15 protein-coding genes are annotated in these 16047 nt (G+C 67.0%); 13 read left to right on the top strand and 2 right to left on the bottom strand.

The genetic code is table 11. From position 1 onward, the window contains the following. Window positions 1–19 precede the first annotated feature (19 nt). The 13 genes from ACVIYL_RS16785 to ACVIYL_RS16725 are packed head-to-tail and all read left to right on the top strand — an operon-like array spanning window position 20 to window position 13771. Window positions 20–2914 carry a flotillin family protein gene (locus ACVIYL_RS16785; protein WP_225158678.1) on the top strand — a complete coding sequence of 965 codons (2895 nt, stop codon included), beginning with the start codon at window positions 20–22 and terminating at the stop codon, window positions 2912–2914. Between the two features lie 9 nt (window positions 2915–2923). Further along, window positions 2924–3361, top strand: coding sequence for an SRPBCC family protein (locus ACVIYL_RS16780; RefSeq protein ID WP_016847814.1), 438 nt, complete (start codon window positions 2924–2926; stop codon window positions 3359–3361). A gap of 3 nt (window positions 3362–3364) precedes the next feature. After that, window positions 3365–3808 carry an SRPBCC family protein gene (locus tag ACVIYL_RS16775; protein WP_050387585.1) on the top strand — a complete coding sequence of 148 codons (444 nt, stop codon included), beginning with the start codon at window positions 3365–3367 and terminating at the stop codon, window positions 3806–3808. A gap of 15 nt (window positions 3809–3823) precedes the next feature. Continuing rightward, window positions 3824–4642, top strand: a complete 819-nt coding sequence (locus ACVIYL_RS16770; RefSeq protein WP_456779200.1) for an FAD binding domain-containing protein — start codon at window positions 3824–3826, stop codon at window positions 4640–4642. Between the two features lie 6 nt (window positions 4643–4648). Next, a complete protein-coding gene (locus tag ACVIYL_RS16765) occupies window positions 4649–5128 on the top strand; it encodes a (2Fe-2S)-binding protein (RefSeq protein ID WP_028333320.1) in 480 nt (159 codons plus the stop codon). Between the two features lie 12 nt (window positions 5129–5140). Then, window positions 5141–6733, top strand: coding sequence for a xanthine dehydrogenase family protein molybdopterin-binding subunit (locus ACVIYL_RS16760; RefSeq protein ID WP_456779199.1), 1593 nt, complete (start codon window positions 5141–5143; stop codon window positions 6731–6733). A 2-nt stretch (window positions 6734–6735) separates the two neighbouring features. After that, a complete protein-coding gene (locus ACVIYL_RS16755) occupies window positions 6736–7758 on the top strand; it encodes a xanthine dehydrogenase family protein molybdopterin-binding subunit (protein ID WP_028333322.1) in 1023 nt (340 codons plus the stop codon). 9 nt (window positions 7759–7767) lie between these two features. Continuing rightward, complete coding sequence (locus ACVIYL_RS16750) at window positions 7768–8649, top strand: AAA family ATPase (protein ID WP_028338483.1); 882 nt, start codon at window positions 7768–7770, stop codon at window positions 8647–8649. After that, on the top strand, window positions 8646–9764 hold the full coding sequence (locus tag ACVIYL_RS16745) for a vWA domain-containing protein (RefSeq protein ID WP_253607024.1): 1119 nt from the start codon (window positions 8646–8648) through the stop codon (window positions 9762–9764). Before ACVIYL_RS16750 ends, ACVIYL_RS16745 begins: the two co-directional genes overlap by 4 nt. Beyond that, on the top strand, window positions 9761–10651 hold the full coding sequence (locus ACVIYL_RS16740; protein WP_456779198.1) for an amidohydrolase family protein: 891 nt from the start codon (window positions 9761–9763) through the stop codon (window positions 10649–10651). Before ACVIYL_RS16745 ends, ACVIYL_RS16740 begins: the two co-directional genes overlap by 4 nt. A gap of 51 nt (window positions 10652–10702) precedes the next feature. Beyond that, the gene (locus ACVIYL_RS16735) at window positions 10703–11551 is read left to right on the top strand and encodes an MBL fold metallo-hydrolase (protein ID WP_026193286.1); all 849 of its coding nucleotides are present in this window, start codon (window positions 10703–10705) and stop codon (window positions 11549–11551) included. A 12-nt stretch (window positions 11552–11563) separates the two neighbouring features. Then, on the top strand, window positions 11564–13135 hold the full coding sequence (locus tag ACVIYL_RS16730; protein WP_456779197.1) for an isochorismatase family protein: 1572 nt from the start codon (window positions 11564–11566) through the stop codon (window positions 13133–13135). A gap of 9 nt (window positions 13136–13144) precedes the next feature. Then, window positions 13145–13771 carry an FMN-dependent NADH-azoreductase gene (locus tag ACVIYL_RS16725; protein ID WP_456779196.1) on the top strand — a complete coding sequence of 209 codons (627 nt, stop codon included), beginning with the start codon at window positions 13145–13147 and terminating at the stop codon, window positions 13769–13771. A gap of 122 nt (window positions 13772–13893) precedes the next feature. Here ACVIYL_RS16725 and ACVIYL_RS16720 read toward each other — a convergent pair whose 3' ends face one another. Further along, window positions 13894–15267, bottom strand: coding sequence for a sensor histidine kinase (locus ACVIYL_RS16720; RefSeq protein ID WP_253607021.1), 1374 nt, complete (start codon window positions 15265–15267; stop codon window positions 13894–13896). Then, window positions 15254–15946, bottom strand: coding sequence for a response regulator transcription factor (locus ACVIYL_RS16715; protein ID WP_028333329.1), 693 nt, complete (start codon window positions 15944–15946; stop codon window positions 15254–15256). Before ACVIYL_RS16715 ends, ACVIYL_RS16720 begins: the two co-directional genes overlap by 14 nt. Window positions 15947–16047 lie beyond the last annotated feature (101 nt).

Below are 16047 nucleotides of genomic sequence, written 5' to 3'. Positions count from 1 at the left end.
GTGACCAAGGGAGGAAGAGATGTCGGGGATGCTGGTCGGTGAATTGATCCTCTGGCTCATCGTCGCAATCGTCGCGATCGTCATCATCGTCTATGTCGTGAACTGGCTGTATCACCGCTCGTCGAAGGAGGTCTCCTTCGTCCGCACCGGTTTCCTCGGCGAGCGCGTGGTGATCAATGGCGGCGCCTTCGTGCTGCCCTTCATCCACGACTACACGCCGGTCAACATGAACGTGCTGCCGATGGGGATCGTGCGCTCCAGGCAGGACGCGGTGATCACCCGCGACCGCATGCGCGTCGACATCGAGGCCGATTTCTACGTCCGGGTTCAGCCGACCCGCGAAGCGGTCTCGATCGCTGCCGCCACGCTCGGCCGCCGCACCATGGAGCCCGAGCAGCTCCACACCCTGCTCTCCGGCAAATTCATCTCCGCGATCCGCTCAGTCGCCTCCGAGATGACGATGGAGCAGATGCACGAGCAGCGCGGCGACTATGTGGCGCGCGTCAAGGCCAATGCCGCCGAAGCACTGGCGCAGAATGGCCTCGAACTGGAGTCGGTCGCGATCACCGATCTCGATCAGACCGACCTCGAATATTTCAACCCCTCGAACCGCTTCGACGCCGAAGGCTTGACCCGCCTGATGGAGGACATCGAGGCCAAGCGCAAGCTGCGCAACGACATCGAGCAGGACTCGATGATCAAGATCCGCTCCCGCAATCTCGAGGCCGAGCGGCAGGCGCTGGAGATCGAGCGCGAAAGCGAGACCGCCCGCCTCGAGCAGGAACGCGACATCGAGATGCGCCGCGCCTTGCAGCGCACCGAAGTCGCCCGCGAGCGCGCGCTGCGTGAGACCGAGTCGGAGCAGGCCCAGATTGCGGCGCGCGAAGCCATCGAGAAAGCGCGCATCGCCAACGAGCAGGCGATCACCGAAGCACGCATCGCCTCGGAGCGCGAGACCCGGCACAAGGAGATCGAGCGGACGCGGGCGGTCGAAGAGAAGGAGCTGCTGGCGCGCGAGGAGATCGAGAAGGTCCGGATCGCCAACCAGCGCTCGGTCGACACCACCCGCATCGCCTCCGAGCGCGAGGTGCGCCAGCGCGAGATCGAGCGGATGCGCACGGTCGAGGAAGCCGAGATCGCCGCTCGCGAGGCGATCGAGAAGGCCCGGATCCAGCAGGACCGCGTCGTCACCGATGCCCGCATCGCCAATGAGGAGGAGACCCGGCGCCGCGAGATCGAGCGCACCCGCGCGGTCGACGAGGCCGAGATCGCCGCGCGCGAGGCCACCGAGAAGGCGCGCATCGCCCAGACCATGACGGTCAATGTCGAGCGCATCTCCTCGGACGAGCGCACCCGCGCGCTGGAAATCCAGCAGGTCCGCACCATCCAGGAAGCCGAGATTGAGGCGCAGAAGGCGGTCGAGGCCGCCCGCATCGCGCGCGAGAAGATGCTGGCCGCCGAGCGCATCGCCGCCGACCACACCACGCGCAAGCTCGAGATCGAGCGCAACCAGGCGGTCGAGATCGCCGGGATCAGTGCCCGCGAAGCCACCGAAGCGTCGCGGATCGCCCAGGAAGAGCACGTCCGGGCGCTTGAGATCGCCCGCACCCGCGCGATCGAGGAAGCCGATATCGCCTCCCGCGAGGCGATCGAGGCGGCGCGGATCTCGCAGGAGAAGTCGGTCGCCGCGCAGCGCATCCGCGCCGAGCGCGAAACCCGCGGGCTCGAGATCGCGCGCACCGAGGCGATCGAGGCCGCCGAGCTGAAGCGCCGTGACGCCATCGAACGGCAGCGCATCGATGTCGAGCTGACGCTGGAGAGTGAGCGGATCGCCTCCTCCAGGACCCGCGAAGTGCTCAACATCGACCAGAAGAAGGCGATCGAGCTCGCCGACGAGGAGCGCGTGATCGCGCTCGCCGCCAAGCGCTCCGAGCGGATCGATGCCGACCGGCAGGTCCGGCAGGCCGAAATTGTGGCGCGCAAGGACATCGACACCACCGACGTCTCCCGCGAGCAGGCGCTGGAGGCGGCCCGGATCGAGCGGCGCCGTGCGATCGAACAGCTCGAGGTCGCTCGCAACCAGTCGCTGCAGGAGGCCGAGATCGTCGCCCGCGAGGAGGTCGAACGCGCCCGCATCGCCTCCGACCGTGGCCTCGACGAGGCCCGCATCGGCCGCGAGCGCGAGCTGCGCAAGCTCGAGGTCAACCGCGAGAAGGATGTCGAGACCGCGCTGATGGAAAAGGCCATCGCGCTGCATCAGAAATCACTGGAAGAGTCCGCGGCACGAGCCGCGGCCGAGGATGCCCGGATCCACGCCACCGAAGCGGCCGAACGCGTCGTCACCGCGCGCGAAAGCGAGATCGCAAAGCGGCGCAAGACCGTCGAGGTGCTGCTCGCCGAAAAGCAGGCCGAGGAAACCAGGATCGCAGCCGGGGCCGAACGGGTCCGTGCCACGGTCGAGGCCGAGGCGCAGCGTCTGCTTAACGAGGCCGAGAACGTGCTGACCGATCAGGCGCGCTACTCGCTGTTCCGCCGCAAGCTGCTCGACCGCATCGAGGGCATCGTCCGCGAGAGCGTCAAGCCGATGGAGAAGATCGAGGGCATCCGCATCCTCCAGGTCGACGGCCTCAACGGCAATGGCCATGGCAACGGCACCGGCCGCAGCGCCACCGACGAGGTGATCGACTCGGCGCTGCGCTACCGCGTGCAGGCGCCGCTGATCGACTCGATCCTCTCGGATATCGGCGTCGAGGGCGGCAGCCTCGCCAAGATGCCCGGCCTGATCCGCGAAGCCCGCGACATGCAAGGCATCAAGGACTCCGCGCGCAAGAGCGGCGGCGAGGCCAAGCCGGCGGCGCCCGAGGGCGGCGGCGAGCCGGCGCGCCCTGAGCGCACGCCGCGCAAGAAGGACTGAGCTGACGCCATGGCACGGGTTTACGTCTCCACCGTCGTCAACGCCCGCAACGACCGGGTCTGGGCCCGCGTCCGCGATTTCAACGGGCTGCCGAACTGGCATCCCGCGATCGCCGAAAGCCGGATCGAGGGCGGCGAGCCCTCCGACAAGATCGGCTGCGTCAGGGATTTCCGGCTGCGCAACGGCGATCGCATCCGCGAGAAGCTGCTCGGCCTGTCCGACTACGACATGTTCTGCACCTATTCGATCCTGGAATCGCCGATGGGCGTCGAGAACTACGTCGCGACGCTGCGGCTCACGCCGGTCACCGACGGCGACCAGACCTTTCTGGAATGGACCGCCGAATTCGACTGCGCGCCGGAACGCGAGGCGGAGCTCGTCAACAATATCGGCGGCGGCGTGTTCCAGGGTGGCTTCGACGCGCTGAAACGGGCGTTCGGGGGATAGGCCGTGCCGCATATCGTCAAGAGCACGATCCTGGATGCGCCGACCGATGCGGTGTGGGCCGTGCTGCGCGATTTCAACGGTCATGACCGCTGGCATCCGGCGGTCGCAACCAGCGGCATCGAGCGCGCGCAGCCGTCCGACAAGATCGGCTGCGTCAGGCGCTTCAAGCTGAAGGACGGCGCCGAGCTGCGCGAGCAACTGCTGGCGCTGTCCGATCTTGAGCAATCGTTCAGCTACTGCCTGCTCGATACGCCGATCCCGATGTTCAACTACGTTGCGCATGTCCGCCTGCTGCCGGTCACCGACGGCGACCGCACCTTCTGGCACTGGGAGTCGCGCTTCACGACGCGGACCGAAGACAGCGAGCGCATCACGCAGATGGTTTCGGAAGACATCTACCAGGCCGGCTTCGACGCCATCCGCCGGCATTTGAAGGAGGCCGCGTAAGCGGAGAGCACCATCATGCCAGTCACGGTGAAGACCTTCACCAGCACCCATGACGCCGCGGCGGCGCTGTCCTCGGATCGCAGCGCCCGCTATCTCGGCGGCGGCACGCTGGTGATGCGGGCGCTGAACGAGGGCGACATCTCGATCTCGACCATCGTGCGCGCCAGCGACCATGCTATGACACGGATCGATGCCACCGGCTCGCGCATCACGCTGGGCGCCGGCGTCACCTTCGCCCGCATCCTGGCCGAACGCGACCTCGCCTTCCTGCACGCCCCGGCGCGCTCGATCGGCGGGCCGGCGGTGCGCAACATGGGTACCGTCGGCGGCAATCTGTTCGCGCCAGTGCCGTATGGCGACTTCACGGTCGCGATGCTCGCGCTTGATGCCACCGTGTCCGTCCAGGGCGGCCTCGGAGGGCGCGAGATCCCGATCGAGGAGTTCCTGCAATCGCGCGACCGGCAGGCCGGATCGCTGGTGCTGGCGATCTCCTTTGCCAGACCCGGCAGCACTGAGGCCCTCCGCTACCGCAAGATCGCGCGGATCAAGCCCAACGGCGGCGCGGTGATCACGCTCGCGGCGCACCTGCCCGTTAACGGCAGCCGCATCGTCGGCGCCCGCGTCGCGCTCGGCTCGATGGCGCCGACGCCGATCCGCGCCCGCGCCGCCGAGCGCGCGCTGGAAGGCCGCACGCTCGACGCCTCCACCATCAGCGCGGCTGCCACGGCAGCCGTTGAGGGAACGTCACCCGGCGACAATGCGCTCGCCAGCGCCTGGTATCGCCGCGAGATCGTCGGCGTGCATCTACGTCGTCTGTTGTCCGGTCAGGAATAAATCGTGATGGCCAAGACTGCCCTTCAATTCCAGCATAACGGCCGTGACGTCGCGATCTTCGTCGACGGCGGCACCAACCTTCTGGTCGCGCTCCGGGAACTGATCGGCGACATGACGCCGAAGTTCGGCTGCGGCCAGGGCGGCTGCGGCACCTGCAGCGTGCTGATCGACGGCGAGCTGCATCTCTCCTGCCTGACGCTCGCCGAAACGGTCGCCGGCCGCTCGGTCGAGACGCTCGACGGCATCAAGGACGGCCCCAATCTGCACCCGCTGCAGCGCGCGTTCGCCGACAATTTCGCCGCGCAGTGCGGCTACTGCACGCCGGGCATGCTGATGGCCGCGAAGGCGCTGCTCGACCGCAATCCGCAGCCGAGCCGCGCCGAAGTGGTCGAGGCGATCTCCGGCAATATCTGCCGCTGCACCGGCTACGAGCCGATCATCAACGCCGTGCTATCAGCCGCTTCCGGCGGCCGGGCGCGTGCGTAAGGGAACAGTGCCATGCTGGAACTGCGCAAGGATATCTTCGCCGACGAGCGCGACGACCATCTGAAGGAGATCGGCAAAGGCACGCAGCGCCAGGATATGCTCGGCCATGTCACCGGCACCTCGCCCTATTTCGATGACCACAAGCTGCAGGGCATGCTGCATCTGAAGGTGGTGCGCAGCGCGCATCCCCATGCAAGACTCCGCCGCATCGACACCTCGGAGGCCGAGCGGTCGCAGGGGGTCCGGCGCGTGATCCGCGCCTCCGACGTGCCGCGCAACCTGAACACGCTGCTCAGCCTGATCAATTTCGGCAAGGACGACGAGCCCTCGCTCGCGATCGACAAGGTGCGCTACAAGGGCGAACCCATCGTCGCGATCGTCGCCGACAGCCCGCGCGAGGCCTATGAGGCCATCGCAAAGGTCAAGATCGACTATGAGCCGCTGCCGGCGGTGTTCGATGTCGAGGACGCGCTGAAGGCGGGCGCGCCCGTGGTCAATGAGGTCTATCCCAAAAACACCTTCACCTATCACGAGACCTATGATCACCAGCAGCTGCGCTTCGGCGATGCCGACCGCGCGCTCGCGACGGCCGACCATGTGCTGGAACAGCGCTACCAGATGTCGCCGATCGAGCACGCGCCGACCGAAACCAACGGCTCGATCGCAGCTCCCGACACCAACGGCCGCTACATCGTCTACACCTCGACCCAGGCGCTGTTCTTCTCGGTCGACACCTGCGCGAAGATCCTCGACGTGCCGTCCAACACCTTCCACTTCATCGGCGGCACGGTCGGCGGCGGCTTCGGCGGCAAGGTCGATACGCTGACCGAACCGCTCTGCATCCTCGGCGCAATGCTGACCGGTCGCCCGGTGCGCTACGTGTTCGGGCGCGAGGAGGAGATGCAATACGGGCCGCCGCGTGGCGCCGAGCGGATCTACATCAAGGATGGCGTGATGCGCGACGGCCGCGTTGTCGCCCGCAAGGTGCGCGCCTATTTCGACAGCGGCGCCTATACGCGGCTGTCGAGCTATGCGGCGGTGAAATGCGCCGCCCATCTGCCCGGCCCCTACACGATCCCGAACGTTCATGGCGACGTCTACTGCGTCTTCACCAACCGGACGCCCGCGACCGCGATGCGCGGCTTTGGCGTCACCGCGATGGATTTCGCCATCGAATGCCAGATGGACAAGCTCGCCCATCTCGTCGGCATGGACCCGATGGAGTTCCGGATCCTCAATGCGTATCGCGACGGCGACATGAAGGCGCACCGCCGTGAGGCCAAGAACACCGCGCTGATCGAATGCGTGCAGGTCGCAGCGGAGAAGGCCAAGTGGCCGCTCCGCGAAGACTTCAAGCGGATGTCGTCGCGCAAGGATGGTGGCGGCGCGCGAGCCGCCGTGACGCCGACCCCGCGCGAGCCGCATGCACCGCCGGCCTCACCGTCCCAGCAGCGCACGACGTATGATCGCGCGCCGGCCGCGACCCGCGAGCCGCCGCCACCGCCGCCCTCTTCGCCGCCACCGTCACCTCCGCCGCCACGGCCGAGCGCGCCGTCGCATGGCGCCACCCGCTTCTCTTCCGTCTTCGGCACCAGGAGGCGCTGACCATGACCCGGCATCGTGGGCGCGGCATCGCGTCGGTCAATTATCCCATCGGCATGAACCTCGGCGGCGATCCCAGCCAGGCGCTGGTGCACTCCAACCCCAGCGGCAAGTTCACCGTGGCGCTGTCCTCGATCGATCTCGGCCAGGGCATGAAGTCGGTGACGCGGCAGATCTGCGCCGAGACGCTCGGCGTGCCGGTCGAGGACGTCTATGTCGACACCGCGGATTCCGACACCGGCCCGCACTGCATGGGCTCGTTCGCCTCGCGCGGCACGCATCGCGTCGGCAACGCCGTGATGGCGGCGGCGCGCGAGGCGCGCGGTGTGATGATGGAGGCGGCGGCCGAAGAGCTCGAAGTGAATGCCGCCGATCTCGAGACCGACGGCCGCGGCAACATCCACGTCAAGGGCGCGCCGCATCGCTCGATCTCCACCAAGGACGTCGCGATCGCCGCGCAGTTCAAGCAGGGCAAGACGATCTCCGGCCGAGGCATCTTCCTGGTGCCGCTGTCCGACGTCGACCCCGAGACCGGCGAGATGTCGCCTGCGACATGCTACGCGCATGCCTGCCTGGTTGCCGAGGTCGAGGTCGACGACGAGACCGGCGAGGTCGACATGGTCCGGATGGACTCCGCCTATGAACTCGGCCGCGCGCTCAATCCACGGCTGGTCGAGCAGCAGCTGGTCGGCGGCGCCTGGATGGGCGTCAGCCACGCGCTTTACGAGACGCCGGAGCCCTATTATCCGGAGCCGGTGCACGGTCCGCGCGATTTCGTCGAATATCTGATGCCGGGTCCGGGCGACATCTGCCCGCACGACATCGCAGTGCTGGAGCGCCCGGCGCCCGACGGCCCGTTCGGCGCCAAGGGACCGGGCGAGATGTGCGCCAATCCGGTGCTTCCTGCGGTCGCGAATGCGATCTTCAACGCGGTTGGGGTGCGGATCGACGATCTGCCGATCACGCCGGAGAAGGTGCTCCGCGCGATCAAGGCGCAAGGCGGCGCGCGGCCGCAGCCGCGGCGCTGAGGTTTCTCCATGCCGGTCCGCAGCAACATCGTCGGCATCGACAGCCCCGAGGCGCTGGAGAAGGCGCTACGCGCGGCCTATTACCTCGCCGACGACGGCATCGCGACCGCCTCCTATCTCTCGCTTGCGCTGGGCAAGCCACTGTTACTCGAGGGCGCGCCGGGTGTCGGCAAGACCGAAGCTGCAAAAGCGATCGCCGCCGTGCTCGGCCGCAGGCTGATCCGCCTGCAATGCTACGAAGGCATCGACGCCGCCGCTGCCCTCTACGAGTGGAACTATCCGCGCCAGATGCTGGCGATCCGGCAGGCCGGCGAGGAGAGCATCGACATCTATGGCGACGCCTTCCTGATCGAGCGTCCGATGCTGGCCGCGCTGCGCGCGCCCGATGCGACGGTGCTGCTGATCGACGAAATCGACCGCGCCGATCAGGAGTTCGAGGCCTTCCTGCTCGAATTCCTCTCCGACTTCCAGATCTCGATCCCCGAGCGCGGCACGGTGCGCGCTGCCGAGCATCCCGTCGTGGTGCTGACCTCGAACCGGACGCGCGATCTGCACGAGGCACTGCGGCGGCGCTGCGTCTATCACTGGATCGATTATCCAAATGCCGAGCGCGAGGCGCGCATCGTGATGATGCGCGCCTCCAGCGTCGCCGAGGCCACCGCCCGCGCGGTGGTCGCCGCCGTCGGCCGGCTGCGCCGCGAGCCGCTGAGCAAGGCGCCCGGGATCGCCGAGGCGGTCGACTGGGCGGAGGCCGCGACCCTGCTCAACAAGGGCGGCGCGCGCTGGCCGGACGCGTTCAAGCGCTCGATCGGCGTCGCGTTAAAGGACGAGGAGGATCTGCATTTCATTTCACCGCGGCTCGATGCGATCATCGCGGAGGCGGCCGCGTGAACGACGACCTGCAACTGCCGCGCGCCGCGCGGATATTTGTCTCGTTCGTCGCGCTGCTGCGCGCCAACGGCTTTTCGGTTGCGCCGGAGCAGACGACGAGCTTCCTCGCGGCAATCGAGCTGCTCGGTCCGCGCAGCCTGGAGCACATCCGCCAGGCCGGGCTCGCGACGCTGGCGCCGCCGCCGGAGCGCCGCGCGACCTATGATCGGCTGTTCGACATCCATTTTCGCGGCGCCGAGGCGATCGAGCAGGCCGAGGGCGAGGATGAGGAGACCGTTCGCCTGCAGGAGGAAGGCCGCGGCGAGGACGAGCCACCGCTCGCCGACGAGGCCAATGAGTCCGGCCTCGCCGCGGCGCGCGCCGAGGCATTGGTCGAGCGCCGCTTTGCCCAGACCACAACCAGCGATCCGCTGCGCAAACTGTCGCGCGAGGCGGCACGGCGGCTGCCGCGACGGCGCGGCCACCGGCGTCGCCGTGCACGCATTGGCCCGTTCGCCGATCTGCGCCGCACGCTGCGCGACAGCGTGCGCAATGACGGCGAGGTGCTGCGGCTCGGGCGGATGCGCCGCCGCCAGCGCCCGCGCAGGATCCTGTTCCTGATCGACGTCTCCGGCTCGATGAAGGCGCGCACCGAGGAGAACATGAAGCTCGCGCATGTGCTGGTGCAGGCGGCGGGCAATGTCGAGGTCTTCACCTTCGGCACAAGACTGACCCGCGTCACGCCGGCGCTGCGGTTGAAGCGGCGCGAGCAGGCGCTGAACGCGGCGTCCTTCCTGGTCAGCGACTGGGACGGCGGCACGAGGATCGGCGATGCGCTGCAGGCGTTCCTCGCCGTGCCCCGGTTCGGCGGATATGCCCGCGGCGCCGCGGTCGTGATCGTCTCCGACGGCCTGGAACGCGGCGATCCGGCTGCGCTGCGCGATGCCGTGGCAAAACTGTCGCGGCGGGCCTGGCGCCTCAGCTGGCTGACGCCGCTCGCAACCTCGCCCGACTTCACGCCGCAAACCGAGGCGCTGATCGCGATCCAGCGCTTTGTCGACGATCTCGTGGACGGCGGATCCAGCGCGGCTGTCGTCGCGCATCTGCTGTCGCTTGGAACAAGGAGAGCCGCGTGACTGGCGTTGTCGACGGACATCATCACATCTGGCGGCAGGCCGATCTCGCCTGGCTGTCCGGCCCGATGCAGCCGCGTATCTTCGGCCCCTATGAGCCGATCCGCCGCGACTATCCGATCGAGGAATATCTCGACGACCTCAAGGGCACCGGCGTCACCCGCTCGGTCTATGTCCAGACCAACTGGCCGAACGGCCAATTCGAGGACGAGGCCGCCTGGGTGCAGCAGACCGCGGACCAGCACGGCTGGCCGCACGCCCTCGTCGCCTATGCCGATTTCTCCGTCGCCGACGTCCGGCCGCAACTCGATCGGTTGAAGCGCTATCCGCTGGTGCGCGGCGTGCGCATGCAGCTGCACTGGCACGAGAATCCGCTCTATCGCTTCGCCGCCCGTGCCGATCTCTGCACCGACCCCGTGATCCGGCGCAATGTCGGCCACCTCGCCGACTATGGCTGGAGTTTTGACCTGCAGGTGTTCGCGCCGCAGATGGCCGATACGGCCGGCCTTGCGGAGGCCTGCCCTGACGTGACCTTCATCCTGCAGCATGCCGGCATGCTGGAGGATCTGTCGCCGCAGGGCCGCGCCGCCTGGCGCACCGGGATGACGCGGCTCGCGCGATGCCCGAACGTGGTGTCGAAATTGTCCGGGCTCGGCACCTTCATCCATCGCAACGATGCCGCGCATATCGCCGGCGTGGTGACCGATACCGTCGCGATCTTCGGCGCCGACCGCTGCCTGTTCGGCTCGAACTTTCCGATCGAGAAGCTGTGGACCAGCTATCACGATCTCGTCGCCGCTTTCAAGGCGGCAGCCGAACGGCTGAGCCCCGAACAGCGCGATGCGATCTTCAGCACGACGGCGGCGCGGGTCTATCGGCTACAGCCATAGCCGCACCGCGGGGTCGAACATAACAACGAACACGAATTGGGAGGGAGACAGATGCCGCTAGAGATCAAGATTCTGGACTATGGCGATATCGAGCTGGAATCGAGCTTCCTCGTGCTCGGGCACAATTGCGGCCGCACCCGCCGCGTGCTGACGCTCGGCTTCCTGATCCTCGGCGGCCCCTATCCCGTGCTGGTCGACACCGGCTATCGCTCCAACCAGATCATGGAGACGCTCGGCATGCGCGGGCTCCAGTTTCACGAGAACATGATCGAGAACCAGCTCGCCCGCCACGGCGTGCGGATGGGCGACGTCCGTTTCGTCTGTCACACCCATCTGCACATCGACCATGCCGGCAAGGACGATCTGTTCCCGATGAACACGACCGTCGTGCTGAACCGCAAGGAGCTGGAATACTCCGTCTCCGGCCTGATGCACCCTCAGTATCCGGCGCCGGACATCAAGCACCTGATCGACCGCCTGCACACCAAGAGCGCGCTGCGCTTTCTCGACCTCGAAATCACCGGCCCGGTCGAGCTGATGCCGGGCGTCTATTGCGACGCCGCCAACGCCCACACCGAAGGCTCGATGAACATCCATGTCCACACCGCCGACGGCATCGCGACGATCTGCGGCGATGTGATCTACGATTTCAACGACCAGATCGTGAATCCCTTTAACGAGATCCACGACGCCGAGCCGCGCACCACCGGCAACCACGGCACCAGCAAGCGCGCCGAGAAGGCCGCGATCAAGAAGCTGCTCTCGAGCTCGCGCTATCTGCTGCCGGTGCACGATCGCCCGGCCAAGATCGAGGGCGGCATGGTGGTCGGCCGCCTGCATGACCAGGTACCCGGGCCTGTCGTGCAGAGCCTGCCGCAGCGCAACTGGTTCCCGGCGTAGAGGATCGAGGCGATGACGCATGTCACGCTGCGCGGCGAGTTCGAAGACCTGATCGATCCGTACGCGCCGGTCGGCCAGGTCGGGACCGGCTTCGATTTCACGGAGGGACCGATCTGGCATCCGGCCGATCATTTCCTGCTGTTCTCCGACATGCCGAGCGATGTGCGCCGGCGCTGGGATGCGCGGCGCGGCGTCGTCGAGGTCAAGCGGCCGTCGAACAAATGCAACGGCATGACCTATGACGCGGACCTCAATCTGATCGTCTGCGAGCACGCGACGTCTTCGCTGATCCGCGAGCGGCCCGACGGGCGGCGCGAGGTGTTGGCTTCGCATTACGAGAACCAGGAGCTCAACAGTCCGAACGACGTCTGTGTGCATTCCTCCGGTGCGATCTATTTCTCCGATCCCTGGTACGGCCGGATGCCGGTCTATGGCGTCGAACGGCCGCGCCAGCTCGGCTTCCAGGGCGTCTACCGCGTGCCGCCCGGCGGCGGCGCGCCGAAACTGCTGGTCGACCGCTATTTGTTCGAGCAGCCGAACGGGCTGTGCTTCTCGCCCGACGAGCGCATCCTCTATGTCAACGACACCGTGCAGGCGCTGATCCGCGCCTTCGACGTCACGGCGGACGGCTCGCTCGGCGATCCGCGCGTGTTCGCCTCCGGCATCCGCTCCGAGCTCGAGGCCGGTCTGCCCGACGGCATGAAATGCGACCAGCGCGGCAATGTCTGGGTCACCGCGCCCGGCGGCGTCTGGGTCTATTCGCCCGCCGGCGACCTGCTCGGCAAGGTCCGCCTGCCCGAGCTCGTCGCCAACCTCGCCTGGGGCGGCGCCGACTTCCGCACGCTCTATCTGACCGCGACCCATTCGGTCTATGCGATCCCAACCAAGGTCGGCCCGCGCCACGAGCCCTATATGAGCGGCAAGCGCGGCGGCGCCGGCGCCGCCTCGTCAACGCCTGCGCCGAATCTCGCCGCCGGCGAGATGCAGCTCGATCCGCAACGCTGCGCGATGATCATCCAGGACATGCAGAATGACGTCATCATGGACGGCGGCGCGTTCGCCGAGTCCGGTGCGCCCGCCCACGCCCGCCAGCAGCATGTCGTCGAGAATGTGCGCCGCGTGGCCGAGGCTGCGCGAGCGCGCGGCGTCGCCATCATCCATGTCTGGTTCGTCGTCGAGCCGGGCGCGCCCGGCGTCACCTTGAACGCGCCGCTGTTCGAGGGGTTGGTCGACAGCAAGGCGATGGTGCGCGGCAGCTGGGGCGCGGCACCAGTCTCGGGACTCGAGCCGCGCCCGGGCGACTTCGTGGTCGAGAAGATGCGGATGAGCGCCTGGGAAGGCACCCGGCTCGAGACCATCCTGAAGGCAACCGGCCGCGACATGATTATCAATACCGGAGCCTGGACCAACATGTCGGTCGAGCACACCGCGCGCACCGGCGCCGACAAAGGCTATTTCATGATCGTGCCGGAGGATTGCTGCTCGACCATGAATGCCGACTGGCACAACGCCGCGATCAATTTCGCGCTCCAGAACGTCTCCGTCGTGACCAACGCCGACACCGTGATCAAGGCACTCGGCTAGGGAGGCGCGGTGCCGAAGCTCCTGCACCTTAACTGCTCACCGCGCCCCGATTCGGAATCGGCGGCCGGCGCGCGTGCCTTTCTCGATCGCTTCCGTCAGGCGCGGCCGGACTGGGAGATCGACTCGATGAACCTCTGGCGCGAACCGCTGCCGGAATTCGAGGGTTATCTGCTCGAGGCCAAATACGCCCGGATCGGCGGCAAGAGCTTCACCAGTTCGCAGCACGACGCCTTCGCAATCGCCGAGCGCCTCGCGCTGCGGCTGTCGCTGGCCGATCGCGTGCTGATCTCGACGCCGATGTGGAATTTCGGCATTCCCTACAAGTTTAAGCAATGGCTCGACGTCATCATCCAGCCCGGGCTGGCCTTCCGCTTCGATCCGGCGCAGGGCTATCTGCCGCTGTTCAACGACCGCCCGACGGTCGTGATCCTGGCAAGCGGCAGCGACTTCGTCACCGGCATGAACCGCGGCCGCATCGACATGGCAACGCCCTATCTGCGCGAGGCGCTGCGCTTCATCGGCATCAGCGACGTGCGTTTCGTGCCGATCGGCCCGACCACCGGGCCCACCGAACCGATCCGCGCCGCCCGCGAGGCGGCGCACCGGCGGCTAGTGGAGATGGCGGGGAGGTTTTGAAAGAGACTCCACTCCGTCGTGGTCCCTGCGAAAGCAGGGACCACATCGAATGTATGGCTTGGCCGGCGGGTCATACGCTTTCATTCTCGCGAAACGATTTTGTGGGTCACTCCGCGCTAGCCCTACGTTTCCGCGGCGGGAAAGACCAGCCTGCACAACAATCCCGGCGCATTGTCGCGCAATTCGATCCGTGCGCCGTGCAGGCTCGCGACCGCCGCGACCAGGCTGAGGCCGAGGCCGTTGCCCGGCGTGTAGCGGCTCTGCTCGAGCCGGTAGAACCGCTTGAAGACGCGGTCGTGCTGCTCGGCGGGTATGCCGGGGCCGTCATCGGCGATCGAAATCACCGCGCCTCGCTCATCGTTGTCGCAGATCACCGTCACCCGCCCACCCGGGCGGCCATGCTTGATGGCGTTGTCGACGAGATTGGCAATCGCATCGAACAGCAGGTCACGGTCCCCGGTAACCAGCACCGCCTGATCGCCGACAAGGTCGAGCCGGGTGGTAACCTCCTCAGCCGCGGCATCGTAGAGCTCGACCACCTCGGCGGCGATCTCGACGAGATTGACGGTGCGAAACGCACCCTTGCGGGCTCGCGTCTCGATCTCAGAAATCCGCGTGATCGACGCGAACATCCCGAGCACCGCGTCGAGATCGGCGATAGTGTCGCCGATCAGCGCAGCATCCCCCTCGCCGCTCCGCGGGGCGTGATAGGCCTTCTCGAGCCGGCCGCGCATCCGGGTCAGCGGCGTGCGCAGGTCGTGGGCGATATTTTCGCTGACCTGCTTGACGTCTCCCATCAGGGTCTGGATCCGGTCCAGCATCAGATTGAGATTCTCGGCGACGCGATCCCATTCGTCATGGCTGCCGCGAAGCGGGATGCGCTGGTCGAGGCCGGAGAGCATGATAGCGCGACTGGTCGCATTGATCGACTCGATCCGGCCGACGGTTCGCCGCGTGACGCCGATGCTGGCAGCAGCCGCAAGCCCGATGATCAGCACGACGACGGCAATGCCGGCGGCCCTGATCTGCGCCATGAAGCCGTCGAGATCGCTGATGTCATGGCCGACCAGCAGCCGATCGCCGTTTGACAGGGTTTCCGTCACGCCTCGCAGCAGGGAGGGGCCCGAGGAAAGCTGTGGCAGGGAGGCACGAAATTCAGCCCATCCCTTCTCGGCAGCGCCCGCCGGCCACTGTCTGAGATTTCCCGCCAGCACGGTCGATCCGGGACCGACCAACAAATACACATGATCGGCAAAGCCCTTGTCCGCGACGCGTTGCGCGATCAACGCGGTCAGTCCATCGCGGCCGGACCGCGCATAGGCATCATCGAGGCTCGCCTGCTCGGTCATGATCGCGCGGTCGGATCTGTCGCGCACATAGGACAACGTCGACCAGTAGACATAGGCGAAGATCGCGGAGACGATCAGGCCGAAGACACCGATGGCGATCAACGCCAGGCGGAACGTCGACGACTTGAGGGTCTTAGCCAGGAGCACGGAGGCAGTACCCGATGCCGCGGATCGTGTGGATCAGCGGATAGGCTTGCTGGTCGTCGACCTTGCGGCGCAAACGTCCGACATAGACGTCGATGATGTTGGTCGAGGGATCGAAGTGCAGGTCCCACACATGCCGCAGCAGCATGGCGCGCGACACCACGCGGCCCTCGTTGCGCGCCAGGTATTCGAGCAGCTGGAATTCCTTCGGCAGCAGCGGAATCCTGCGGCCGCGGCGGCTCGCCGTCCGCGAAATCAGATCGATCGCGAGATCGCCGACCCGCAGGATGGTCTCCTTTGCAACGGTCTCGCTGCGGCGGCCAAGCGCCTCCAGCCGCGCCAGCAGTTCGACAAAGGAGAACGGTTTGACAAGATAGTCGTCGCCCCCGGCGCGCAAGCCACGCACCCGGTCGTCGATTTCGCCGAGCGCGCTGATGATCAGGAACGGCACTGCGATGCCGCCGTCGCGCATCTGACGCATCACCGTGATGCCGTCGATGTCGGGCAGCATGCGATCGATGGTGATCACGGCATAGTCGCGCGCCGCACCCTGGCTCAGCGCCTCGCGGCCGTTCGCCGCCAGATCCACATCATAGCCGCTGGTGGTGAGCTCCTCGACGAGCTGATCCGCGGTTTCCGGATCGTCCTCGACGACGAGAATGCGGCGGTGAGCACCGGTCATATTCCTGAACTCTCCGAGGTGTGTCGAACTCTCCGAGTTCTCAAACTCTCCGAGCGGCCGCCCCGCGACGATCGCCGCCAGACTATCCCATTCCGGGGCAG

The organism is Bradyrhizobium sp. USDA 3315 (genome assembly GCF_054056795.1).
The sequence above is the reverse complement of the archived record's forward strand: the minus strand, read 5'-3'. Positions and strand labels throughout refer to the sequence as shown.